Below are 24578 nucleotides of genomic sequence, written 5' to 3'. Positions count from 1 at the left end.
ATCTAAATTAGAAATCTAGTATATATTTCTTGAAAATTCAAAATAATCCTTGTGACATATGACTCATTTATGGAAATTGGTCTGTGAATAAGGAGGGAGTTATACACAGAATCCTGTGTATAACTGAATAAATTTGTGTATATATATTGTTGGGAACGAGTGTTCCTATACAAAATATAGATCGAGTTTGTGGATATGTGGATATACCCTGTGTTTAAGCTGTGCTTAACCAAGGGATAAGGTGTGTATAACTTTTTTTATCGGCTTTTCCATTTTTCAGGTCATTTCCATCAGCTTTCAACAAAACTTCTGAAAACTAGTTTGTTTTTTCACTCATATTGTGACAAACAATTCGCCCGGACGCGTCTATCATAGAGTCATAGGGTTGCTAGACCCGCTAGTTTTTAGCGGAGAAGGATCGGCCGCCTTTTCCGTTAAAGCGGAGAGAAAAACAGGCCTGCGAACAAGCTGTCTGTCAAAAAGAAGCGGAGGGATGATTTGCAATGAAACGTTTGCTAGTATCTTTACGGGTGTGGATGGTCTTTCTGATGAACTGGATGGCGCCGGGTAACGGAAGATATCCATTAGCCGCCGTGTACGGAAACCAAGCGGCTTATCATAAGAAAGCGAAGCGGACGGCTGGGGCTTTTTCGTTTGTGAGCCGTGTCCGATCGGCGGATTTGACCGATGAAACGAAATCGGCCCGCGGCAGGCTGGATAAAAACCGATGGATGCCTGTCCGCAAAGAATTGCCGAAACGGGAGCGCGCGGGTCCGGCACCTTTACATCATATGAAAAAGAGGGTACAATCCCACTAAACATATGAACGGGAGCGAACCTCTTGAGAATAGACAAAGTATTAAATAACAATGCGGCGTTAATAAAAGAAGACGGACGGGAAAAGATCGTAATGGGTCCCGGAATCGCTTTTCAAAAGAGAAAAAATGATGTGATTCAAAAACATAAAATTGAAAAAATATTTGTCGTGCACGACGAAAATGAAAAGTTCAAACAAGTGTTAGAAACGCTTCCCGAAGAGCATATAGAGGCGGCTGAAGATATCATCAGCCATGCGGAGGGAGAGCTTGCGGCACCTTTGAGCGATCACATCCACATTGCGCTGGCGGACCATTTATCCTTTGCGATCGAAAGGATTCAAAACGGCCTTCAGGTGCATAACCGATTGCTTCATGAAATTAAGGCGCTTTATAAAAAAGAATATGAGATCGGCCGCTGGGCGGTTGAACACGTGAAACAAACCCTCGGTATATCATTGCCTGATGATGAGGCGGGGTATATCGCGCTTCATATCCACACTGCCAAGGCGGATGCCAAAAGCATGTATTCGGCGATGAAGCATACAACCATGATCAAAGAAATGATCGAAAAGATCGAATCCTTTTTCGAACAGAAGGTGGATGAAGACAGTATTTCCTATCAGCGCCTCGTCACGCACTTACGGTATGCGGTCAGCCGGTTGGACTCAAATGAAGCACTCCATTCCATGGACGAGGAGATGCTTTATTTCATCCAAAAAAAGTATCCGTTTGCTTATCGGTGTGCGCTTGAACTGGCGGCGTTTTTAAAAACTGAATATGATTTGGAGCTGCCGGAATCCGAGGCCGGCTATATCACGCTGCATGTCCAGCGTCTGCAAAAAAACCCGGAATAACGCGTCTGTTTCGAGAAACAGACTTTTTTTTTGAAAACATATTGACGAAAGCGCTATCATGAAATAGAATGAAAGCGCATTAAAAAAACTGAATCCGGCGGGATTGTGACTGGTAATGCAGGCAAGACCTAAAATTTGCGTACATGAAAAAGGGATCATGCTGACCTTTTTCGTTGGCGAATTTTAGGTCTTTTTTGATTTTAGAAAGGGGGATACATCATGAATTATCAAGAAACGGCAAAACAGCTTATCAAACATATCGGAGGGGAATCAAATGTCATCAGCGCGACACATTGCGCGACGCGGCTCAGGCTCGTCATTCAAGATGAACAGAAGATCAGCCAGGCCGGCATTGAAGAAATAGAAGGCGTAAAAGGGGCTTTCAGCAGCTCGGGGCAATATCAGATTATATTCGGCACCGGCCTCGTGAATAAAGTGTATGACGCTTTTTCAAAAGAAGCCGATTTGGGGCGGGAAGATCGTGAGACACATCAGGACGCAGCGAAAAAAAAGCTGAATCCGGCCGCAAGATTTGCGAAGACACTGTCTAACATATTCGTTCCCATCATTCCGGCTATCGTGGCAAGCGGACTTTTAATGGGGCTGCTTGGCATGATGAAGGCTTTTCACTGGGTGTCTGAACAATCATCGCTGTTTAAGCTTTTAGACATGTTTTCAAGCGCGGCGTTTATCTTCCTGCCGGTATTCATCGGGTTCAGCGCGGCGAAGGAATTTGGCGGTAATGCCTATCTCGGTGCCGTGCTCGGGGGAATTATGATCCATCCGGCGCTTTTGAATCCGTGGGGGCTTGCGGATGCATCGCCTGATTTTATGCAGCTCTTCGGCTTCGACATTGCGCTGCTCGGCTACCAAGGGACGGTCATCCCCGTACTGTTAGCCGTTTACATTATGAGCAAAGTGGAAAAGGGCACGAGAAAAATTGTGCCTCACGCATTCGATTTATTGGTCACGCCCTTTGTCACGGTGATTGTCACAGGATTTATCACCTTTATCGCAATCGGTCCGCTTGGCAGGGCGATCGGATCAGGCATTACCGTCTCGCTGACATATGTGTATGATCATGCGGGCATTGTTGCCGGACTGCTTTTCGGCGGTCTTTATCCGCTTATTGTGCTTACCGGTGTGCATCACAGCTTTCATGCGATTGAGGCCGGCCTCATCGCTGATTTGGGCAGAAACTATATCCTTCCTATCTGGTCGATGGCGAATGTCGCTCAGGGCGCGGCGGGACTGGCTGTATTTTTCCTGACGAAAAAAGCGAAAATGAAAGAAATCGCTCTGCCGGCCGCATTTTCCGCTTTTCTCGGTGTAACCGAACCAGTCATTTTCGGTGTGAACCTAAGATACCGCAAGCCGTTTATCGCGGGAATGATCGGCGGAGCGCTGGGCGGAGCCTATGTCGTGGTGACCGGTGTCGCCGCCAATGCCTACGGTCTGACTGGAATTCCGATGATTGCCATCACGGCTCCGCTCGGTTTAGGAAATCTTATAAACTATCTGATCGGAATGGGCATCGCCTCTGTCTCGGCGTTTATTGCCGCTTACATTATGGGAGCTAAAGAAAAGGAGGCCGTCAAATGAGGACACCGGATCAAGAGCTGCGCCTGCAGGCTGAGGAAGCGAAAAAGAAGCGGGGAGAAACAGCCGCGTCAGATCCATACCGCCAGAACTATCATATTATGCCGCCGGTCGGGCTTTTAAATGATCCGAACGGCGTGATCCAATGGAACGGCGTATATCACTTGTTTTTTCAATGGCAGCCATTTCATACGGGGCACGGCGCGAAATTTTGGGCGCATGTGACGACGAAGGATTTCGTTGAGTGGAAAGAGGAAGAAATCGCGCTTGCGCCGGGTGAGTGGTATGACAAAAACGGCTGTTATTCCGGAAGCGCCATCGAAAAAGACGGGCGGCTCTGCCTGATGTACACAGGCAATGTCCGTGACGGAGAAGGCAATCGGGAAACGTATCAATGCCTCGCCGAATCTGAAGACGGGATCGTATTTGAAAAAAAAGGAGTCGTCGCGCGTCTCCCGGAAGGCTATACCGCTCATTTCCGTGATCCGAAGGTTTGGAAGAAAGACGGAGCGTATTACATGGTGCTCGGCGCGCAGACAGAAAAGCTCACCGGAAGCGCTGTGTTGTTCACATCAGAGAACTTGACGGATTGGACGTTTCTCGGTGCGATTGCGGGGGCGGACTCCGGCGGTCTCGGGTCATTCGGTTATATGTGGGAATGTCCCGACTTGTTTTCCCTTGACGGAACCGACGTGCTGCTCGTATGTCCGCAGGGGCTTGAAGCCGAAGGGATAGAATATCATAACAGCCACCAGGCGGGCTATTTCCTCGGCAGGCTGCATACAGAGCCGCCAGAATTTAAGCACGGTGAATTTACGGAGCTTGACAGAGGATTTGACTTTTACGCGGCGCAGACGCTGGAAGATGATAAGGGACGGAGGATTCTGTTCGCGTGGATGGGCGTTCCGGATCAGCATGAGGACAAACACCCGACCCATGCGTATCACTGGATTCACTGCTTAACGATGCCGAGACAGCTGTCACTGTCCAACGGCAGAATCATACAGCGCCCGCTTTCGGAAATGAAATCACGCCGCACGGATGAACAAAAGCACCGTCTTCAATTGAATTGCTCGTCTGTAAGCCTCCCGGTGAAAGATGCGTCCCGGGCTGAAGTGCTGCTGGAGGACATCACTTGCGAATCCGGTTTTGAAATCTCAATTCGGGGGGCGGCCCGGTTTATATTTCATCAGGAAGAGGGGCTGGCTGTGCTGGAGCGCACCGCTTTCAGCGGAGAAGAAAAAGAAAAGAGAAGCTGCGCCATCAGCGAGGTGCATTCCGTGCAGCTCTTTCTGGATGCATCCTCGATTGAATTGTTTTTGAATGATGGAGAAGAGGTATTCAGCGCCAGATATTTTCCTTTCCCGGGAAATGATGACGTAACCGTCACTTCGGCAGGAAAAACGGAAATAAATGGCTCAATTTGGACACTTTTGTAGAAAATCGTTCTTTTTTCTTATGTGAAACCTATGCCATCTGTGCTATTCTTCAAACGAAAGCCAATGATTCCAGGAATAAAAGGAGTTGTTTTCTCAGTTTTGAAAAATCAGAAGATGACGCCGAAATGTTTACTTGTCAAAGCCGCAGAGCAAGTGGAAGATAAGCGGGAAGAATATAAAGAAGTATTGCTTCAGCTGAATCGCATGCTCAAGAGAGCTGAGCCGCACAATGAATGGAGTGATCGGCTGATGCATACATATGAACAGATGAAGGAATATGCGCTGTTTGTGCAGTCTATTGAGATGTTTTTGCGGTCATCCGCGAAAAAAATGAAATAATCCCCCTCGGGTAATGAGGGGGATATTTATTTTATTTTCCGCTAAGACGCATCGCCGAATGTTTAGTCGGTCCGATGTATTGGTTCAGCGGGAAGGATTCTTTGATTGCCGCGGTGATAAATTCTTTTGCCGCATAGATGGCTTCCTTCACTTCAGCGCCTTTGGCCAGTTCTGCCGTCACGGCGGCGGAGAATGTGCATCCGGCTCCGTGCGTGTAAGGTGTATCAATCATTTCGCTTTCTAATACTTCCGCGGTTTCTCCGTCATACAGCACGTCGATCGCTTTTTCATGTTTCAATTTGCCTCCGCCTGTAATCAATACATATTTCGCGCCGAGTTCGTGAATTTTCTTGGCCGCTTCTTTCATGTCTTCCACCGTTTTTAATTCATCCATACCGCTCAGCTGGCTTGCTTCAAACAGGTTTGGCGTGATGACGGTTGCCAGAGGCGCCAATTGGGTGCGAAGCGCTTCGGCATGCTCCGGATACAGCACTTCGTTCGCTCCTTTGCAGACCATGACAGGATCGATAACGACATTCTTCAGCTGTTTTTCTTTAATCGTTTTCGCCGCAAGCTCTATGATCTCCACGGTAGGGAGCATTCCCGTTTTCATGGCGTCTACGCCGATTCCGTCAACAATCGTCGCCAGCTGTGCGCGAATCGTATCGGCATCGATCGGAAATACTTGATGATCCCAGCTGTTCTCCGGGTCCATCGCTACGATCACGGTCAAAGCCGTCATTCCGTATACGTTTTTTTCTTGAAATGTTTTTAAATCGGCCTGAATTCCCGCGCCGCCGCTGGAATCAGAACCGGCAATAGTAAGTGCTTTGTGCATTGACATATCAATGGCCTCCATCAGTGTTTTATATCTCATTATAGTTAGATTTTCTTGCGATCACAATACGGAAGGCTTGGAGGAATGATTTGACAGCCGCGGGGGATGTGCGTACAATACCTACATAAGATTACTAGGTAAGGGTGAGAAAATAAGTGCTCAACAGGGAGCTTGTAAAGGGAAGCACGGTCATTCTGGTGCTGACGCTGCTGAATGAACGGCCCATGTACGGGTATGAACTTGTGAAAGAAATGGAGAAAAGAAGCGGGAATGAACTGCAAATGAAGGAAGGCACGCTGTACCCATCGCTTCATAAGCTTGAACGCCAAAGCTATATTTCTTCTTACTGGGAAAAGCAGACCAAAGGGCCGGACCGAAAATATTACCGGATCACCGATGAAGGAAAAAACATTCTAGCCGAACGGACGAAGGAATGGAATCTGTTCTCTGCTCTGATGGACCGGATGCTGAAGCGGGGCGGGCAGAATGGATAAAGACCTTTATGTGCAGGAAATCAGAAAAGGGCTGGAAGGCAAGGCCGGAAGCCGTGAATTATTAAAAGAAATCGAAAGCCATATTCATCATGCCATTTGTGATCATCTGGAAAAAGGCAAAACCGAAAGCGAAGCGATGGCGCTTATTCTGCGGGAAGTAGGGACTCCGTCTGAGATTATCTCTGCTTTTCAAAAAGCTTCGGCGGTGCCCGCGCGGACTTTTATGCTCTTTTATCTGTTCTGCAACTGCGGTCTTTTTGTGATGGGGGCGATGATTACGATGATGCACGCGTGGAGGATTCATCCCGCTGTTGACGCGCTGTGGAAAGGGATTTCCGTGTCAGTATGGCTGATTATGATCGGTTATGTGCTGTATTGGTTCCAAATCGGCTATCAAGCTGGCAAAGAGTTCGGGGCTGGCGGCAAAAAGCTTGCTGAGCGGACGGTATGGGCTTCAATGGTGCCGAATCTATGTTTTATGTTTGTCTTTTTGTTCAATCTGGTTCCGGCTGGGCTGTTTCCTTCGGCGGTCACACCGAGTTTTGCGGCAGTATGCGCCGTTGTGACGGTATGTTTTCCGTTTTGCGGCAAAATAGGTTTTTACGCAGGCAGGCAGAGGCTTGCCTGATCTTTTTCACTATATACATAGGGAATCTATATAGGGGTGTTAAAATGAGATTAGGTTCGTGGATGTACGGCGCGTGCGCCCAAATAGCCGTTACCGTATTTACCGTCTGCGGCTTGGTTCTTGCATTGCCCGTTGTAAGTCTTTTTATTATGGTTCTGAATGGGATGCAAGACGCTATTTTTGTTGTTTTCAGTATTTTGCTTCTTCTATTGTTTTATGCGCTGGGATGGATTTGGGCCGTTTCGTTTGCGCGTGAGTGGAAGGTGAAACTTTTCGAGCTGCAGATCAGTTCGCTCATTCCGCTGGCGGGTATATTATACTTGTACATTGACAGCGGGGTGAGTATACCGGAACTGATTCATGATTGGAATGAGGATGGATGTGCGCTTGTCCCGCCGGCTTTTGTCTGTTTGTGCACATGCTATGCGATGGTGTTGGTGCCTGTTTATCAATCAAAACTTTGGAACGCCATGGAGGCGGGCAGACTTAATGCCAAGGCGGTATGCACTGTTTGGGGAGACCTTCTGATCATTCTCGTTTTGCTGGCGGGCATGACCTGGATTTGTTTCTGAATGGGCCGAAATCAAAAATCCCCCCTGATCTCTCCGCCGCTTTATGTTTTAATAGAACATGAGAAAAAGCAGAAGGAGCGGATCATGAATATATCAATTGTCATAGTCACGTATAATCGGATTCCGGCTTTGTGTGAGCTGCTGGAGTCGATTTCCATGCAGACCATAAAGCCTTATGAAGTGATCATTGTAAATGATGCCGGAGAATCGGTCGAACAAGCGAAGCAGCTGTACAGCGATCTGCCGATTCAGATTATTGATTTAGAACAGAATGCCGGACATGTGGAAGCTCGGAACGCAGGTGTGAAAAAAGCGTCGGGTGATTGTATCATGCTGTGCGATGATGATGATTTCATTACGCCGGGCCATTTGGAAAGAATGGCGGCTGCACTTGCTGATGCGGATTTTGTCCATTCTGACGCGGAAATTGTGTCATTTGAAGAACGGGGCGGCACGAGATACCCGGTGTCACGAAAGCCGTTCGCCTATACGGCGGATTATGCGGATATGCGGGTATTTTCCACGTACGTTCCGTCAGGCAGCATGTACAGGCGTTCTCTGCATGACACGTTAGGGTATTTTGATCCGGATGTCCATAATTATTGGGACTGGGACTTTTATTTGCGCGCCGCAAAACAGCACCGTGTGAAGCGTGTTCCTTGCGCGAGCGTCATATATGCGTTTTTTGAGGGAGGCGGCAATCAGTCCGCGGATCTCGGCGGCAAACGGAAGAGGTACTTAGACCGGTTAAGCGAAAAGCACGGGCTTGGGGAGCTCCCGACGAAAAACTTCGCGGTTCTTCTTGAAGAGCCGGACATGAAGAGGCGGGAGGCGCCGACTGACATTGTGTGGGACGGAAAGCCCGTCCATTCAAGACTGCACAGTTCATAAGGGGGACGGACAGTTTGAAACAGCTTTTAAAAGACAGCTGGTGGAATCAGCTGAAAGATGAATTTGACAAACCGTATTATCAAGAGCTGAGAGAGATGCTGAAACAAGAATACAGCAGCCAAACGATTTATCCTGACAGCCATGATATTTTTAACGCCTTGCATTATACGCCCTATGAGGATGTAAAAGCGGTCATTCTCGGACAGGACCCGTATCACGGGCCAGGACAGGCGCACGGGCTTAGTTTTTCCGTTCAGCCCGGGGTCAGACAGCCGCCGTCTTTGAAAAATATTTTCATAGAGCTTCAGGACGATATCGGCTGCTCCGTACCGAACCACGGATCGCTCGTCAGCTGGGCGAAGCAGGGAGTGCTTTTGTTAAACACAGTGCTTACGGTTCGCCGCGGTCAGGCCAATTCCCACAAAGGCAAGGGATGGGAGCGGCTCACTGACCGCATCATTGATGTGGTGAATGAAAGAGAGAAGCCGATTGTCTTTATCCTATGGGGGCGTCACGCGCAGATGAAAAAAGAGCGGATTGACACATCGAAACACATTATTATTGAATCGACTCATCCGAGCCCCTTTTCGGCAAGGAACGGTTTTTTCGGGAGCAGACCGTTTTCCCGTACAAACGCCGCCCTTGAAAAAATGGGGGAGCAGCCGATCGATTGGTGCATCCCCGACCTGCCGCAATAAACGGTTTTTTTGAGGCGCTTCCGCCCGGCGGTAAGCGCCTTTTTTGGCGTTCCGGGCGGTATGCCGTCAGAAAAAATAACAAACTCAATTCTGCGATTCGCTCAGAAATTTGATAAAATGCAGGAAGAAGACAAATTACTGCTGGAGGATTTACTCATGAACATACATATCTCTGCTTTGATTCAGAAGATGGAAGAAGAACTGAGGCAGGCGAAAACGGCGACCCGCACCGAGGAGGTCAAAATGCACGCGGCCGCCATCCGCTCTCTGTGTGATGTCGTGCTCGGCACTCAGACGCACACCGCTCCGGCGCCAGTGCAGAATCCGATTCCGAAAGCGGCGCCGAAACCTTCCGCGTCTCCTTCGACAGACCCGCTGCTGCTTGAAAAAATGATGGGCAGCGCCGGGCTGAACCAATATCAGAAAAAAGCGAAAGACGAACGTGAGGAAGACGGAAACGGGGATTCCATTTTCGATTTTTAACAGGAGAGGTTGATTGACTTGAAACTGATACTCGGGGGTTTGCAATGGACGGCATTTATGATTGCGGCTGCGATTGTAGTTCCTGTCGCCATCGCACAATCATTTCACTTGAACCATGCCGATTCTGCCGCATTGATTCAGAGCACATTTTTTGTGCTTGGCGTCGCCGCGGTCATCCAATGTCTCCAGGGACATCGTCTGCCGATTAATGAAAGCCCGGCAGGCTTATGGTGGGGCGTATACACGATTTACGGCGGACTGACTGGCACGGTGTTCGCGACATTCGGCGAGACGCTGCGGGCGCTGCAGGGGGCGCTGTTATTAAGCGCTGTCTTTTTCTTTTTGTTCAGCCTTTTTAAAGTGATTGAACGGCTGGCCGTGCTGTTTACGCCGGTTGTGACCGGTGTGTATCTGCTGCTGTTGGTCATGCAGCTGAGTCAGCCGATTGTGAAAGGCCTTTTGGGCATCGGCTATTTAAAAAACAGCGTCGACGGCCTTGTATTCGGGCTCGCCATGGTTGTGACGGCGGCGATGTTCATCATGTCCCGATCGAATGTTACGTTCTTAAGACAGTATGCGATTCTCCTTTCGCTTGCCGGCGGATGGATCTTATTCGCCGTCTTCGGCGCTGCCAAACCGATTCAAATACCGGACCGCGTGATTCAGCTGCCGGCTCTTTTTCCGTTTGGAAAACCCGTGTTTGACAGCGGCCTGATCATTACGTCACTCTTCATTACCGTGCTTTTGATTGTCAACATGCTCGCGAGCATCCGGGTTGTAGAAGCGGCGGTGAAAAAATTCGGCGGCACCGTCGGGAAGCGGCGTGAGCGTCCGGCTGGGTTTGCGGCTTCGATCAGCCACCTTTTGAGCGGACTGTCAGGGGGCATTGCGCCTGTGCCGATTTCAGGGGCGGCCGGTTTTATTGAGACGACGAAGCTTCCTTCGAAAAAGCCGTTTCTTTTGGGAAGTGTATTTGTCGTGATCATCAGTATGATCCCGCTATTTATGAATGCGTTTGCGAGTCTGCCCTCACCGGTCGGCTTTGCGGTAAACTTCGTCGTTTTCTCCACGATGGCCGGTCTCGCCTTTACGGAGTTTGACTCTTATGAGAGAGAGGAGCAAAAACGAATCCGTTCCATTATCGGTCTGGCGCTCCTGACGGGGGTCGGTGTGATGTTTGTGCCAGAGAGCGCGTTATCGGGAATGCATCCGATCCTGATTTCGCTCTTAAGCAACGGTCTTGTGCTCGGAACGCTGCTGGCGATAGCGATTGACCGAATCCAGCTTATCAAAAAGAAAAAATCCGACAATCTCGTGTCATCGGACGGCGGACGTTGAATTTTGCCGATGTTGGGTTATGATTGAATTGGAAACTTTAACGAAAAGGCGGGAGAAAAATAGATGAAAGTGTTTATTATTCTTGGTGCGATTAACGCTTTATTGGCCGTGGCGCTGGGCGCTTTCGGCGCGCATGGGCTTGAAGGGAAAATCCCCGATAAATATTTGCAGGTGTGGCACACAGGCGTGCAATATCATATGTATCACGCGCTCGGTCTTCTGGCTGTCGCGTTTTTGGCCGAAAAGCTTTCTGGCGCAGGCAGTGTTTCTGTTGCGGGCTGGCTGATGTTTGCGGGCATCGTTCTGTTTTCAGGAAGCCTGTACGTATTGAGCGTGACGCAGATTTCCATTCTCGGCGCGATTACACCGCTCGGCGGCGTGGCGTTTATCATCTCTTGGATTATGATTATCGTCGCGGCCGTCAAATATTTATAAAGAAAAAAAGCCAATCCTCTGTCAAATGAGCGATTGGCTTTTTGATTTATCTCGGAGAATAAGAAGACATGGAGTACGGATAAGTATAAGCGATTTCCTCATCAAACGTGATGTAATCAAGGTAAATGGTCAGAAGCAGATAGCGGGTGCCCGTTTTCGGATCGCTGATGATGATATGGTCACGTCCCGCTGCCTGAATCACACCGCGGAAAATCTTTGAATTCCATTCTTTGCTGTTTTCAAATGTCATATAAATCGTCGCCGTTTTGCCCCGGTTCAACCGCAGAATATTTTCAATGTATGACTCTTCAATCGGCAGCATGCCGGGAACGTTTTGTGACGATGATGGACCTGACGGAATCTGAAAGCTGCCGCCGCCCTGCTGCTGCGGCTGGCCGGGGAACCCCCCGCCGAAGCTCTGCTGGCCTTGCTGCATCGGCATTGTCATTTGCTGCTGCATCGGCATCATTTGTGATCCTTGGCCCTGAGGCTGCGGATAAGGATTAGGCCCGAGCTGCGGCTGGTATCCTTGCATATCCATTCCCATTCCCATCCCCATCCCCTGCATTTGCTGATATTGATTCTTTTTCGGTTTCATATTGTTCCTCCTTTGATGAAAACCTCTTGATGCTGAAACCTCCTGACAAGTATCAGACAGCCGACAGAGCGGCTGCTGTTTTTATCTATTCCACCATATGAGCCCAAAGAAAGATTTATGCGAAAAAAGAAAATACGCTGAATGAGTCCGGACATCAGCGCCGGCTTTTTTTGTGCGCGCAATGCTGACTTTTCACATAATAGTCTGTATTCCTAGCGCATCTTCCGCATAAGGAACATATGATAGCGGTAGTTTCAGGTGCGAAAAGGGGGTGACGAGTTGCCTAAAGTGTCAGTGATCATGACGAGCTATAACAAAAGTGACTATGTGGCCCGCTCTATTAAAAGTATTCTGTCTCAGACGTTTACGGACTTTGAGCTGTTCATTATGGATGACAACTCAAATGAAGCGACATTGGCGGAAATACGTCCTTTTCTCACGGATGACCGCGTCCGGTTTTATCAAAGCGATGTATCGGGCGTCAAAGAAAGAACGGAAAAAACACGCTACGCCGCCTTGATTAATCAGGCAATAGAAATGGCGGAGGGCGAGTATGTGACGTATGCGACCGACGACAACACGTATGTGCCGGAACGGCTTGAGAAAATGGTGAAAGAGCTTGATGAAGACCCGGAAAAAGCCGTCGTGTATTCAAGTTCCAAAACCTATCATCTGAATCAGCGGAAAGAGACGGTGAAGGAGACGGCCAGGCCCGCCGAACGGATCGTGTGGAACGCCCCGTGCGCCATTGACCATTGTTCGGTCATGCACCGGTTTTCCGTGCTGGAACAGGTTAAATCAGCATTCGGTTCCTATTGGGATGAAAGCCCCGCGTTTTACCGGATCGGTGACGCCCGTTTCTTCTGGAGAGTGAATCATTTTTATCCGTTTTACCCGATTTCTGAGGAGCTTGATATCAATTATATTACCGATCAATCCATCCATTATCAGCTTTTCGCGGCGGAGAAAAACGAGTTTGTGAACAGCCTTCCGCAGCAGACCACGTGCCGGGAGCTGAGGGAATCATTAAAAAAGCTTGGAAAGGGGTGAGGGCTTGTCGGCATACTTAGCGAATTATTGGGTGCTGTACCGGCAGTATATTGACCTGTTTCAGTCACTTCGCTACAAAGACATCCCGCTCGCATTGATCAGTAATTTTTATCAATATATCAGTCCGGCGCTTCGGGAGAGCATGGAGCAGAACCCAGAGCTTTTCGGTCCTGCGGATCAGCATATTCCTGAAGCCGGTATACAGCCATATTATGATCAAAAAAGGCAAAACATTAAGAAAACAGATGAGAAACCGGTAAACGGAAAAGTCATTCTGCATTTCGATCATCTTCGGTTCACCGAGGGAAACTACCGGCAGTTTGATCCGGCAAAAACAGCGGTACTGGCCAGATGGAGTCTGCCTGACCATTACGGGCTGCCCGTTATCTGCAAATTGGAGCTGACGGAAATGGGGCAAAAAGGGAACCCCGTCCCTTATATTGAAAAAGCCCATTCCATTTTGAAAGAGCTTCACAGCCATCCCGCTTTCGGAAACAGAGAATTTCAGGAACGTTTGTATAAAGACATTCCATTATTTATTGAAGCGATTGATGCCGTTGATATTTTGTTTACGGCCGAGAAGATTTCCGCCGTTGTAGTCGGCACGACAGAGGATATTTACAGCCGTGTACTGGCGCTGATGTCCGCGAAAAAAAACGCCGTCAGCATCTGTCTCCAGCACGGAGCGCTCATGGGAGATGAAGCGTTTCTGCCCGTATTTACGGACTATCAGGCTGTATTCGGGGCTTATGAAGCGGAGTGGTATAAAGCAAAAGGCTGCAGGGATGAACAAATCATCATCACGGGCCATCCCCGTTTCGACGAGATTTTCTCAAGAGAACCGATAGATCAGGATACGTTTTACCGCAAACTTTCTTTTCTCCCGTCACAGCGGACGGTGCTGATCGCCACGCAGCCGTTTTCTGATGAATTTTATACGGGAGTGCTTGAAGAGCTTGCCGGCCAAAAGAACATGCAGCTCATTATTAAACCGCATCCGTGGGAAATCGGCAAAAACAAGCTGGATGCTTACAATCAGGTGCTGCGGAAATATAAAGCAGGAAAAATCATCAAAAAAGAGATGGAGCTGTATGACATTCTCCCGTATGTTGACGCTGCGGTGACACAGACATCAACGGTCGGTCTTGAAGCGATGCTGTTTCAAAAGCCCGTGCTGATCGGAAAATCAGCGGGAACCCGCAGATACCCTTATTATCACTCACTTGGAGAATTTGTCTTTGAGGACCCGCAGGCACTCGCTCAGGAATTAATCCGGATATGCGAAAGCCCCGCAGAATATCAAAAAGCGGAACAGGCGCGCCGTGCTTTTGTCGCCGCGAACTACCCGGTTCAGGATTCGCTTGCCGCTTTATGCCAAGTACTTCAGGAAAAAACCGGAGTCAGCTTCAGACGGGTTGACCCTTCATAAAAAAGATAGGAGCGCAAAGAAAATGGTGCAAAAAAGATCAGCTTTTCTTCCCTATTCATTGCCCATGATCGGGAAGGACGAAATTCAGGAGGTTATTGATACGCTTGAATCGGGCTGGCTTTCAAAGGGACCGAAAGTAGAGGCGTTTGAAAAAGCCTTTGCCGCCTGGACGGGGGCAAAGCACGCGATCGCGCTGAACTCATGTACCGCCGCTTTGTTTTTGGCCCTGAAAGCGAAAGGGATCGGTCCCGGTGACGAGGTCATCACGTCTGCCGTGACGTTCAGTTCAACAGCCAATACAATCGTGCACACAGGCGCCGTTCCGGTGTTTGTTGACATCGATCCGCTTACGCTGAATGCGGCCCCTGAAAAAATTGAGGCGGCCGTCACCCCGCGGACAAAGGCGATTGTACCCGTTCATTTCGCCGGCCAGTCGTGTGATATGGATCAGATTCTGGCTATTGCCGAAAAGCATCAGTTATTTGTCTTAGAGGATGCCGCACATGCCGTGTATACCACGTATAAACAGAAAATGATCGGATCAATCGGTGATGCGACGGCATTCAGCTTCTACGCGACAAAAAACCTGGCAACCGGTGAAGGCGGCATGCTGACGACGGACGATGACGGGCTCGCCGATCAGATCAGGGTGCTCAGCCTTCACGGCATGAGCAAAGGCGCGTGGAACCGCTATTCTTCAAACGGAAGCTGGTACTACGAGGTCGAAACGCCCGGCTATAAAATGAATATGTTTGATCTTCAGGCAGCGCTTGGGCTTCATCAGCTGAAACGGATTGACAGCATGCAGCAAAGAAGAGCCGACATTGCGAGCCGCTACCAGGACGCCTTCAGACACATGAAAGGGCTGACCATCCCGCATGTCAGTGATGACGGACGGCATGCATGGCATCTGTATGTTCTTCAAATAGAGGAGCAGGAGGCCGGGGTCAGCCGGAACGATCTGATTTCCGCTTTAAAAGACCAATATAATATCGGCACAAGTGTTCATTTTATTCCGGTTCCGTTCCATCCGTATTATCAAAAAACGTACGGGTATAAGGAAACTGACTTTCCGGCCGCTGCAGCGTATTATCACCGCACCGTGTCACTCCCTCTTTATCCGTCAATGACAGATGACGACGTTGAATACGTCATTGCAGCCGTTACGGATATCGTCAAAGGGGCTGATTAGGTGTACAGACTGAGGGGAAATCTTGCGCAGGACATGATTCATACCTTCCTGCATCAGAAGGGCATTCAGCCGGAAGCCTATGAATCGTCGCTCTGTTTATTGGAAGAAAACAGCCTTCAAGGCGTGATTTTATATGAAAACTCTTCGTGGGAAAGTCAATTGTTCCGAAAAAATATCATCAATGTGAAGCTTGCAGCCGCAAACAGCGCCGGTCAGCTTAAAAGGCTGTTTCAGGAATTTTACGCGGCAAGGCGGGCGGCAGGCACTGATTTTATATTTATTAAAATACCGGCTGAAGATATCGGCGCGATGCAGGTCGTTCAGCAGCTTCCGAACGCTTATTTTGTAGGGAGTCTTCTCAAGCTCGTCAGTCCGGTGCGTGTTTATAACAGCACGCCGCCATTTGAGATTACAGAAGCCGGACCCGGCGACACGGAAGCGATCAGCCGGCTGGCCCGCGACGCCTTTACAAAAAGCAGGTATTATCAAGACCCCCATCTCAGCTATGAAAGTGCAAACCGCCTGTTTGAAGAGTGGGCGCGGAATAATGCGGAAGGCAGAGCTTCGTTACAATTCGCCGCCACATATAAGGGAGAGACCGTGGGCTTTGTTCAGGGGCTGTCTAAAGGCGATGAATTCGTCCTTGATCTGATGGCGGTAAAGCCGGGATTTGAAGGAAAAGGAGCGGGATTCCATTTAGCGGCGCATGTGATTGAACAATCATTGCGCTTTCAGCATAAGACTGTATCAGCGGGAACGCAGCTCCACAATGTAAGAGCCATCCGCCTGTATGAAAGAATGGGATTTAAAGCGGATGCGTCCTATTACTACTATCATGTGTGGCCCGGGAAGGAGGCGGACTGATGGCATCATGCCAAATCGGAACGAAGTCAATCGGCGAAGGTTCACCCGTATTCATCATCGCCGAAGCCGGAATTAATCATGACGGAAAACTGAGCCAGGCGTTTGAATTGATAGATGCGGCCAGTGAGGCCGGCGCGGACGCGGTCAAGTTCCAAATGTTTCAGGCTGACAAAATGTATCAGAAAGACCCCGGCTTGTACAAAACCGCTGCGGGAAAAAACGTCTCTATTTTTTCTTTGGTGCAATCAATGGAAATGCCCGCCGAGTGGATCGAACCGCTGCTTGAATATTGTAAGAAAAAAGGCGTGCTGTTTTTAAGCACGGTCTGTGACGAAGGCTCTGCCGACTTACTGTATGCGACTTCGCCTTCAGCCTTTAAAATCGCCTCCTACGAGCTGAACCATCTGCCGTTATTGAAATATGTTGCGGGGCTGAAGACCCCGATTATTTTTTCCACCGCGGGCGCTGATATTTCAGATATTCAGGAGGCTTATCAAACCATTACCGGCGAGGGGAACACAGAAATTGCGATCATGCATTGTGTGGCGAAATATCCCGCGCCGCCTGAATACAGCAATCTGAGCGTCATTCCCATGCTTGCCGCTGCATTCCCGGATGCTGTGATCGGTTTCTCCGATCACAGCGCCCATCCGTATGATGTGCCGTGCGCGGCTGTCAGGCTCGGAGCGAAACTGATTGAAAAGCATTTTACGATCGATAAAAACCTGCCCGGTGCTGATCACTCCTTCGCCCTCAATCCGGATGAATTAAAAGAAATGGTTGCGGCAATCCGCTCAGTTGAAGCGGAGCTGCGGCAGGGGCATCACGCTCCGGTGCCGGAAGTGCTGTCGGGAAGCTCCCATAAAACCACGACACCGATTGAAGGGGATATCAGAAGGTTCGCTTACAGAGGCATTTTTTCAACAGCGCCGATTCAAAAAGGCGAATGTTTTACGGCGGAAAACCTTGCTGTCCTTCGTCCCGGCCAAAAACCGCAGGGGCTCCACCCGAGATATTTTGAACTTTTAACTGACGGGGCGCGTGCGGTCAGGGATATCCCCGCCGACACGGGCATCACTTGGGATGACCTTTTGACGAAAGGCAGCCCATATGATGACTGACATTTTGTTTATCATTCAGGCGCGGATGGGAAGCGGGCGTCTTCCCGGTAAAGTGCTGAAACCGATCGGCGGGTATACGATCCTCGATATGATTGTCAAAAGGGTGCGGCAAAGCGCGTATTATGATCAATCGCGGGATAATCTGATCGTCGCCTCGTCTGACAGCAAGACCGACGACATTCTGTCTGCGCACTGCATCAGCAAGCACTACCGTGTGCACCGCGGCAGCGAGCAGCGCGTGCTTGACCGGTTTGCACAAGTCATCGAACAAGTAAAACCGGACATCGCAGTCAGACTGACGGGGGATAACCCGTTTGTCGACCCTTCGCTGCTTGATTTTCTGATTCAATCGCATTTAGATCAGCACGCAGACTACACGTATATCTGCGGTACACCGCTCGGCATCGGCGGCGAGGCGGTAAACGCGCGACTTTTAACGGAGATCAATGCCGACAAAACGCTGGCGGACAAATACCAGGAGCATGTCACGCTTTTAATAAGAGAATCTCCTGAGAAGTACCGGCTTCTCTTTCCTGAGCCTCCGCAGGAACTCCGGGCTCCTCACTTGCGGATGACCGTCGATACAGAAGAGGACTACAGGCTGGCCCGCGAGCTGTACGTAAAAGCGGGCTCGCGTCCTGATATTCCGGCAAGAGAATTGATCCATCTGCTGAATAGTGATCCGGAGCTCAGGGCCATTAATCAAATGATCCGGCAAAAAGAGGCTGATTAGCATGCGGGTTTTGATTTTCGCGGACGGGGGCCGTGACATCGGCATGGGGCACGCGGTCCGGATGAAGCTGCTTGCCGGTGCCATTAAGAACAATTGCTCAATAACGTTTTACGCAAATAAAGAGGCTTCTTCTTATCTGTCTTCTGATCAATGGGAAGTGATCATCAAGCCTGACAAGGAACAGAAGGAATTTATTGTCCGGGAAATAAACAGGCAGGCTCCTGACCTTCTCATATTCGATCTGCTCGATATGCCGTGTGACTGGTTAGAGGAAGTCAAAAAGCATTCAGCGGCACGCATCGTCTTATTTGAAGAAAAACGGGAACATGTCATTCATTTATGCGATGCCGTTATAAACGGCATTTACGGAGGGCTGAAAAGCCGGACGGTTCAAATGGGCAGCGCCGCGGTATATGAAGGCCCGGATTATTTGATTCTTCATCCGGGTTTTGAAAAAGCAAAGCAGCTTTATCAGCTGAGAAAAGAATGCCGGACCATATTGGTCTCATTAGGAGGAAGCGACCCGAAGAAGCTTGTCTTTAAAGTGATGGAAGCATGCCGCCGCATCCCCGACATTCATCGAAAACGAGTGATCATCGTCATGGGCGGCGCCGCGCCTCATGCTGACGACGTGCGCGCGCATCTTACACAAATGCCTTATGCCGAGATGGTAAGGCAGACAAATGACATGGCCGCGCTTCTTTCGAGGGCTGATATGGCCGTCGTGTCCGGCGGGATCACTTTATATGAAACCATTTGTACAGGTGTGCCCTGCATCGTACTTTCTCAAGTGGAGCATCAAACTGAGACGGCGGAAAAATTCGCCGCACGGGGGGCCGCCGTTCATCTCGGCCTTGGTGAATGCATATCAGCGGACGTTCTCGCGCGGCATATGTCTGACATGGCCGCTGATTATCCGATGCGGACCGGACTTCATCAAAACGGAAAGCCGCTGGTTGACGGCAGGGGCATCAAACGGGCGGCGGCGATTCTTTATGATTTGTGATAAAACCACACGTAAGGAAGTGTTCATGTGAAAGGTGTTATCTTAGCCGGAGGCACCGGCTCACGCCTTATGCCGCTGACAAAAGCGGTCAATAAGCATTTACTCCCTGTCGGTCCATATCCGATGATTTACTGGTCGATCATGAAGCTGGAAGAAGCGGGGATTACAGATATTTTGCTGATTACGCAAAAAGAATATATTCCGCAATTTCATAAACTTCTCGAAACCGGAGAAGAGCTCGGCGTCTCAATCACATATCAGGTTCAGCCAGCCGCATCCGGCATTTCCGACGGTTTATCATACGCAAAGCGATTTACAGGTCGCGATCCGTTCGTTCTGCTTTTGGGAGATAATATTTTTGAAGATTCATTAAAACCTTATACGGAGCGTTTCGCAAAGCAGGGAAAAGGAGCGAAAGTGCTGCTGAAAGAAGTGGACGATCCGGAGCGCTTCGGCATCGCCGAGATTGATGAGAAAAACAAACGGATCAAGTCGATCATTGAAAAGCCGGAGCAGCCGCCGACCAGACTATGCGTCACAGGGATCTACATGTACGACGCAGAAGTGTTTTCCTATATTGAACAAATTTCCCCTTCAAAACGCGGCGAACTGGAAATTACGGATGTCAATAATTTATACATTGAACACAGTGAGCTGACGTATGATGTGTTAACGGGCTGGTGGGTGGATGCGGGCACGCATGAATCGCTCTACCTCGCCGGAAGCCTGGCGCATCAGGCATTACAGAAAGGACAGGAGCATTAATCATGCCAAAATCATATTTAATTACAGGGGGCGCCGGATTTATCGGCCTTACCTTTACAAAGATGATGCTGAAAGAAACGGACGCGCAGATTACCGTCCTGGATAATCTCACGTATGCAAGCAGGCCGCTTGAAATAGAAGCCTTAAAAAAGAACGGCCGTTTCCGTTTTATCAAAGGTGACATTTCTGAAAAAGAGGACATTGACAAAGTCTTTTCCCAAATGTATGACGCTGTCATTCATTTTGCGGCTGAATCCCATGTGGACAGAAGCATAAATCAGGCAGAGCCGTTTATCACAACAAATGTGATGGGCACATACCGACTGGCGGACGCGGTGTTACAGGGAAAAGCCGGCAGGCTGATTCACATTTCCACAGATGAGGTGTACGGAGATTTGGCGCCGGATGATCCCGCTTTTACGGAGACGACGCCGCTTTCTCCGAACAATCCGTATTCCGCCAGCAAGGCAAGCTCAGACCTGCTCGTCATGTCTTACGTGAGAACCCATAAGCTTCCTGCCATCATTACAAGATGCAGCAACAATTACGGGCCGTACCAGCATCACGAGAAAATGATTCCGACCATTATCAGGCATGCCGTAAACGGCACGCCGGTTCCGCTGTACGGCGACGGGATGCAGATCAGAGACTGGCTGTTCGCCGAAGATCATTGCCGCGCCATTAAGCTCGTGCTGGAAAAAGGAACACTCGGTGACATTTACAATATCGGCGGAGGAAATGAACGGACGAATAAAGAGCTTGCGTCATTTATCATGAAGGAGCTCGGTGTCGAGGAACGGTTTGCTCATGTCGAAGACAGAAAAGGGCATGACCGCCGTTACGCCATCAATGCTTCAAAGCTGAAAAATGAGCTGGGATGGCGGCAGGACGTCACATTTGAAGAAGGAATGAGAAGAACCATTCGCTGGTATACAGACAGCCAAGACTAATCGGAAAGAAGGGGATCCGATTGACGAAGGTATTAGTAACCGGAGCGGCCGGCCAGCTGGGGCGGGAGTTATGCCGCCAGCTGAAGCGGGAAGGGTATGAAGTGATCGCCTTGACAAAAGCGATGATGAACATATCCGACCAGCGTTCGGTGCGGCACTCGTTCAGCCATTACAAGCCGGATATCGTCGTCAATACGGCGGCATACACCTCCGTTGACAAATGTGAAACGGAGCTCGACAAAGCGTATTTAATAAACGGAATCGGCGCTTATTATGCCGCGCTTGAGGCTGAAAACACCGGCGCGAAATTCATTCACATCAGCACCGATTACGTCTTCAGCGGCAAAGGAACACGGCCATACCAGACCGATGATCCCGCAGATCCGGGCACGATTTATGGAAAAAGCAAAAAACTCGGCGAAGAACTGATCCGGTTAACGGGGAAAAACCACACCATTATCAGAACATCGTGGGTGTACGGCAGCGGCGGGCACAACTTTGTCAATACGATGCTGAAACTTGCGGATACACATGATCAGGTGCGTGTCGTTAACGATCAAGTCGGGGCGCCGACGTACACAAAGGATTTAGCCGAAACGGTGATCGGTCTGTTTGACAGGCCGCCGGGCTTATACCACGCCGCAAACAGCGGAGTGTGCAGCTGGTATGAATTTGCCAAGGCTATTTTTGAAGAAAGCGGCAGAACCGCCTCCGTGCTGCCCGTCACGACGGAGGAATACGGAAATGAGACGCCGCGCCCCGCTTACTCGGTGTTGAGTCTTGAGTCGATTGAACGGCAGGGGCTCGGCATGAGGCATTGGCGGGAAGCGCTGCATGATTATTTACAAAGGGAGGGACAGTGCAAGTGATCGAAGGCGTAAAAATTAAAAAGCTGATCAAACACAGCGATGACCGGGGTTTTTTCTCAGAACTCGTCCGTGACGATGAACATCTCTTAGAGCGTTTCGGGCAGGCTTCCTGGTCCAAAAGCTATCCCGGCGTCATTAAAGCGTTTCACTATCATGAGAAACAGGATGACCTATGGTTTTTTCCGACGGGCCACGCCCAGGTCGTGCTGCATGACCTTCGCGAAGAGTCTGCAACCAAGGGAGAAACGGATGTCTACTATATGGGAGAAGACAATCCGATGCTCCTTCTCATTCCCAAAGGCGTCGCACACGGGTACAGAGTGCTGGGTGAAACCCCGCTGACCATTATTTATTTCACGACGATGTCCTACAATCCGGATCAGCCTGACGAAAAAAGAATTCCGTGGAATGATGACACCATCGGATTTGACTGGCAGACGGCTCACCGGTAGCGCACAAGACGAAGACAGCGGATGTCTTCGTTTTTTGTGCTGATGTTAGCATTTGCTGTGAATGGAGCCAGTGAATAAGATACGACCGCCCACTATATCATGATTGCTGGCCTGAAGGACAATTTCATCAAAAATGTCTTGGAAGATGGCGGTCAGTTAGGGACCTGAAATTTAAGAGATCCTCCCTTTCTTCTCCTATGGACATCATGCATCCTAAAAAACAATAAATGATTTATAGAATGGGAATAGGATTTAATTAGAAAAATCTTAAGAAAAAAGTAATATTTGCTTAAGAGAAAAGAGAACTTTCCTTTATATAGTAGGAGTAGATATGGAAAGGGGAAAGCGAATGACATACATCTTAAAAACGAGTCAGCTTACAAAAACATTTAAAGGAAAAGAAGTTGTTTCCGGGGTTAATATGCACGTGAAAAAAGGGGAGATTTATGGATTCTTGGGTCCCAATGGTGCAGGTAAAACAACCATTATGAAAATGATTACAAATTTAATCAAGCCTACAAGTGGTGAAATAGAAATTTTCGGTGAGAAATTAACGGATACGTCATTTGAAGTTTTAAAAAGAATGGGCACCATTATTGAATATCCCATTTTCTATGACAACCTCACTGCTAAAGAAAATTTAGATTTCCATTGTGAATATATGGGCTATTACGATAAAAAATCCATTGACCACGCTATCGAGCTTGTAAAGTTACATAATATTGATAATAAAAAAGTGAAAGAGTTTTCTTTAGGAATGAAACAAAGGTTAGGAATAGCCAGAGCTATTTCTACAAGACCAGAACTTCTCATTTTAGACGAGCCGATTAATGGCCTGGATCCAATAGGTATAAAAGAGTTGAGGGATCTCTTTAAGTTACTTTGCAGAGAATATGGAATTACATTATTAGTCTCCAGTCACATTTTAGCCGAAATGGAACAAATGTCAGATACTGTTGGTATCATACAGAATGGGAAGTTAATAAAAGAAGTTTCTATGAAGAGTATAAACGGAAAACAAACAGAGTATATAGAGGTAAAAGTCCAAAATATAAAAAAAGCGTTATATATTTTAGAGCAAAATCTGGGGATAAGAAATTTTAAAATGATTGATCAACAATTAATTCGTATCTATGAAACAGCAGTTACACAACAAGAAATCTCTAAAGCACTTATTCTGAATGACATTGGTATAGAAAGTATAAATAAAAAACACAGTTCTTTAGAAGAATACTTCTTAAATTCTATGAATGGGGAGGGAATACACACTAGATAGATTGCCCGTCTGTGTTATGCACCTATTTGCATTGTCTTAAATTCTTCTGCTGGAGGCTATTAGCATGTTAAAACTTATGAAATTAGAGTACAAAAAACATCACTTATCACAGTATTTTAAATGGGTGGCACTTTGGATATTCATCATCTTTGCCTTAGCGGCTCTTATGGGATGGGAATCTAAAAATGAAAATGAACTTATGTTTCGTGATTATGCAGATTTTATATCTCTAACTAATATTTTAATTAGAATTGTGTTTATTAGTTTTTCTGCTGTGATTTTATCCCGTTTAGTTATTGATGAATATAAAAATAAAACAATACAATTGCTGTTTACTTATCCTTTACAAAGAAAAAAATTAATGCAAGCTAAACTATCTATTGTCTTCCTATTCTGCTTTGTAAGTATTGTTATTGCTACGTTTGTTATTAACTTGTTAATTCTCTTCGTGAGTCCGCACTTATATTTATTCGAGAAGCCTGTTGAAATGAGTGAAGTTATTTCCGCTATGCCATCGACTCTTCTCACCGCTTTTATGATGGGAGGAGTGAGTCTGATTCCTTTATTTTTCGGCATGAGAAAAAAATCAACTTCTGCTACAATCACTTGGGCTGTCATAATCGGGGTCTTTATCAATGCAACAGTTTCCGACGGAGGAGAAACAGTCAGTTTAAGTCAATTTATTATCATTCCAATTATACTTTGTTTATTTGGTTTTTTAGTGGGTTATCTTTCTTACCGTAAGGTGGATCAGAAAGATTTATTGTAGATAAAAGGAGAAATTATACAATGAAAGATTATAGCATCATGTGCACTGTTAATCGTAATCGGCGGAATTGTTTTAAGC

General features: G+C 48.1%; 28 protein-coding genes. 26 read left to right on the top strand and 2 right to left on the bottom strand.

Going from position 1 to position 24578, the window contains the following annotated elements:
* Positions 1-503 precede the first annotated feature (503 nt).
* The 5 genes from JNUCC22_RS17815 to JNUCC22_RS17795 all read left to right on the top strand — a co-directional run bounded on the left by JNUCC22_RS17815 (position 504) and on the right by JNUCC22_RS17795 (position 5049).
* On the top strand, positions 504-818 hold the full coding sequence (locus JNUCC22_RS17815) for a hypothetical protein (protein WP_003150952.1): 315 nt from the start codon (positions 504-506) through the stop codon (positions 816-818).
* Positions 819-841: 23 nt separating this feature from the next.
* The gene (locus JNUCC22_RS17810) at positions 842-1672 is read left to right on the top strand and encodes a PRD domain-containing protein (protein ID WP_007407705.1); all 831 of its coding nucleotides are present in this window, start codon (positions 842-844) and stop codon (positions 1670-1672) included.
* A 219-nt stretch (positions 1673-1891) separates the two neighbouring features.
* Positions 1892-3274 carry a sucrose-specific PTS transporter subunit IIBC gene (locus JNUCC22_RS17805; RefSeq protein ID WP_020958006.1) on the top strand — a complete coding sequence of 461 codons (1383 nt, stop codon included), beginning with the start codon at positions 1892-1894 and terminating at the stop codon, positions 3272-3274.
* Positions 3271-4710, top strand: a complete 1440-nt coding sequence (locus JNUCC22_RS17800) for a sucrose-6-phosphate hydrolase (RefSeq protein ID WP_216061965.1) — start codon at positions 3271-3273, stop codon at positions 4708-4710. The genes JNUCC22_RS17805 and JNUCC22_RS17800 overlap by 4 nt, the downstream gene beginning before the upstream one ends.
* A 63-nt stretch (positions 4711-4773) precedes the next feature.
* Positions 4774-5049, top strand: a complete 276-nt coding sequence (locus JNUCC22_RS17795; RefSeq protein WP_042635591.1) for a hypothetical protein — start codon at positions 4774-4776, stop codon at positions 5047-5049.
* A gap of 31 nt (positions 5050-5080) precedes the next feature.
* Here JNUCC22_RS17795 and JNUCC22_RS17790 read toward each other — a convergent pair whose 3' ends face one another.
* Positions 5081-5893, bottom strand: coding sequence for a bifunctional hydroxymethylpyrimidine kinase/phosphomethylpyrimidine kinase (locus JNUCC22_RS17790; protein ID WP_003150959.1), 813 nt, complete (start codon positions 5891-5893; stop codon positions 5081-5083).
* A 149-nt stretch (positions 5894-6042) separates the two neighbouring features.
* On the opposite strand from JNUCC22_RS17790, the gene JNUCC22_RS17785 reads away from it, so the two are divergent.
* The 8 genes from JNUCC22_RS17785 to JNUCC22_RS17750 all read left to right on the top strand — a co-directional run bounded on the left by JNUCC22_RS17785 (position 6043) and on the right by JNUCC22_RS17750 (position 11426).
* Positions 6043-6381 (top strand): PadR family transcriptional regulator, encoded by a 339-nt coding sequence (locus JNUCC22_RS17785; protein ID WP_003150960.1) that lies wholly within the window; start codon positions 6043-6045, stop codon positions 6379-6381.
* Positions 6374-7009, top strand: coding sequence for a permease prefix domain 1-containing protein (locus tag JNUCC22_RS17780; protein ID WP_014419175.1), 636 nt, complete (start codon positions 6374-6376; stop codon positions 7007-7009). The genes JNUCC22_RS17785 and JNUCC22_RS17780 overlap by 8 nt, the downstream gene beginning before the upstream one ends.
* 44 nt (positions 7010-7053) lie before the next feature.
* Positions 7054-7581, top strand: a complete 528-nt coding sequence (locus JNUCC22_RS17775; protein ID WP_052827981.1) for a hypothetical protein — start codon at positions 7054-7056, stop codon at positions 7579-7581.
* Between the two features lie 84 nt (positions 7582-7665).
* Complete coding sequence (locus JNUCC22_RS17770) at positions 7666-8472, top strand: glycosyltransferase family 2 protein (protein ID WP_007407698.1); 807 nt, start codon at positions 7666-7668, stop codon at positions 8470-8472.
* Positions 8473-8486: 14 nt separating this feature from the next.
* Complete coding sequence (locus JNUCC22_RS17765; RefSeq protein WP_012118732.1) at positions 8487-9170, top strand: uracil-DNA glycosylase; 684 nt, start codon at positions 8487-8489, stop codon at positions 9168-9170.
* A 60-nt stretch (positions 9171-9230) separates the two neighbouring features.
* Positions 9231-9653 (top strand): YwdI family protein, encoded by a 423-nt coding sequence (locus tag JNUCC22_RS17760; RefSeq protein ID WP_015387535.1) that lies wholly within the window; start codon positions 9231-9233, stop codon positions 9651-9653.
* Positions 9654-9671: 18 nt separating this feature from the next.
* Positions 9672-10991, top strand: coding sequence for a purine/pyrimidine permease (locus JNUCC22_RS17755; protein ID WP_012118730.1), 1320 nt, complete (start codon positions 9672-9674; stop codon positions 10989-10991).
* Between the two features lie 63 nt (positions 10992-11054).
* The gene (locus JNUCC22_RS17750) at positions 11055-11426 is read left to right on the top strand and encodes a DUF423 domain-containing protein (RefSeq protein ID WP_003150969.1); all 372 of its coding nucleotides are present in this window, start codon (positions 11055-11057) and stop codon (positions 11424-11426) included.
* 46 nt (positions 11427-11472) lie between these two features.
* Here JNUCC22_RS17750 and gerQ read toward each other — a convergent pair whose 3' ends face one another.
* Complete coding sequence (gene gerQ, locus JNUCC22_RS17745; protein WP_007407693.1) at positions 11473-12024, bottom strand: spore coat protein GerQ; 552 nt, start codon at positions 12022-12024, stop codon at positions 11473-11475.
* A gap of 279 nt (positions 12025-12303) precedes the next feature.
* On the opposite strand from gerQ, the gene JNUCC22_RS17740 reads away from it, so the two are divergent.
* The 13 genes from JNUCC22_RS17740 (at position 12304) to JNUCC22_RS17680 (ending at position 24500) form a co-directional block, all read left to right on the top strand.
* Positions 12304-13074 (top strand): glycosyltransferase family 2 protein, encoded by a 771-nt coding sequence (locus JNUCC22_RS17740; RefSeq protein ID WP_003150972.1) that lies wholly within the window; start codon positions 12304-12306, stop codon positions 13072-13074.
* 4 nt (positions 13075-13078) lie between these two features.
* On the top strand, positions 13079-14503 hold the full coding sequence (locus JNUCC22_RS17735) for a capsular polysaccharide export protein, LipB/KpsS family (RefSeq protein WP_216061964.1): 1425 nt from the start codon (positions 13079-13081) through the stop codon (positions 14501-14503).
* Positions 14504-14525: 22 nt separating this feature from the next.
* Positions 14526-15695, top strand: a complete 1170-nt coding sequence (locus JNUCC22_RS17730; protein ID WP_216061963.1) for a DegT/DnrJ/EryC1/StrS family aminotransferase — start codon at positions 14526-14528, stop codon at positions 15693-15695.
* Positions 15696-16559, top strand: coding sequence for a GNAT family N-acetyltransferase (locus JNUCC22_RS17725; protein ID WP_216061962.1), 864 nt, complete (start codon positions 15696-15698; stop codon positions 16557-16559).
* Complete coding sequence (locus JNUCC22_RS17720) at positions 16559-17680, top strand: N-acetylneuraminate synthase family protein (RefSeq protein ID WP_012118725.1); 1122 nt, start codon at positions 16559-16561, stop codon at positions 17678-17680. The genes JNUCC22_RS17725 and JNUCC22_RS17720 overlap by 1 nt, the downstream gene beginning before the upstream one ends.
* Positions 17673-18413, top strand: coding sequence for a cytidylyltransferase domain-containing protein (locus JNUCC22_RS17715; RefSeq protein WP_053104080.1), 741 nt, complete (start codon positions 17673-17675; stop codon positions 18411-18413). The genes JNUCC22_RS17720 and JNUCC22_RS17715 overlap by 8 nt, the downstream gene beginning before the upstream one ends.
* Position 18414: 1 nt before the next feature.
* On the top strand, positions 18415-19419 hold the full coding sequence (locus tag JNUCC22_RS17710) for a PseG/SpsG family protein (RefSeq protein ID WP_216061961.1): 1005 nt from the start codon (positions 18415-18417) through the stop codon (positions 19417-19419).
* A gap of 27 nt (positions 19420-19446) precedes the next feature.
* Positions 19447-20184 (top strand): sugar phosphate nucleotidyltransferase, encoded by a 738-nt coding sequence (locus tag JNUCC22_RS17705; protein ID WP_031378582.1) that lies wholly within the window; start codon positions 19447-19449, stop codon positions 20182-20184.
* A gap of 2 nt (positions 20185-20186) precedes the next feature.
* On the top strand, positions 20187-21134 hold the full coding sequence (gene rfbB / locus JNUCC22_RS17700) for a dTDP-glucose 4,6-dehydratase (RefSeq protein ID WP_007407684.1): 948 nt from the start codon (positions 20187-20189) through the stop codon (positions 21132-21134).
* A gap of 20 nt (positions 21135-21154) precedes the next feature.
* Positions 21155-22003, top strand: a complete 849-nt coding sequence (gene rfbD, locus JNUCC22_RS17695; protein ID WP_007407683.1) for a dTDP-4-dehydrorhamnose reductase — start codon at positions 21155-21157, stop codon at positions 22001-22003.
* Positions 22000-22455 (top strand): dTDP-4-dehydrorhamnose 3,5-epimerase family protein, encoded by a 456-nt coding sequence (locus JNUCC22_RS17690; RefSeq protein WP_003150986.1) that lies wholly within the window; start codon positions 22000-22002, stop codon positions 22453-22455. The genes rfbD and JNUCC22_RS17690 overlap by 4 nt, the downstream gene beginning before the upstream one ends.
* A gap of 349 nt (positions 22456-22804) precedes the next feature.
* Positions 22805-23731: an ABC transporter ATP-binding protein gene (locus JNUCC22_RS17685; protein WP_032876931.1), complete on the top strand. Its 927-nt coding sequence runs from the start codon at positions 22805-22807 to the stop codon at positions 23729-23731.
* A gap of 64 nt (positions 23732-23795) precedes the next feature.
* Positions 23796-24500 carry an ABC transporter permease gene (locus JNUCC22_RS17680; protein WP_216061960.1) on the top strand — a complete coding sequence of 235 codons (705 nt, stop codon included), beginning with the start codon at positions 23796-23798 and terminating at the stop codon, positions 24498-24500.
* The last annotated feature ends 78 nt before the right edge of the window (positions 24501-24578 follow it).

The sequence above is a fragment of the Bacillus sp. JNUCC-22 genome (assembly GCF_018861275.1).
Taxonomy (GTDB): domain Bacteria; phylum Bacillota; class Bacilli; order Bacillales; family Bacillaceae; genus Bacillus; species Bacillus velezensis.
This window is presented reverse-complemented; position numbering and strand designations above follow the sequence as displayed.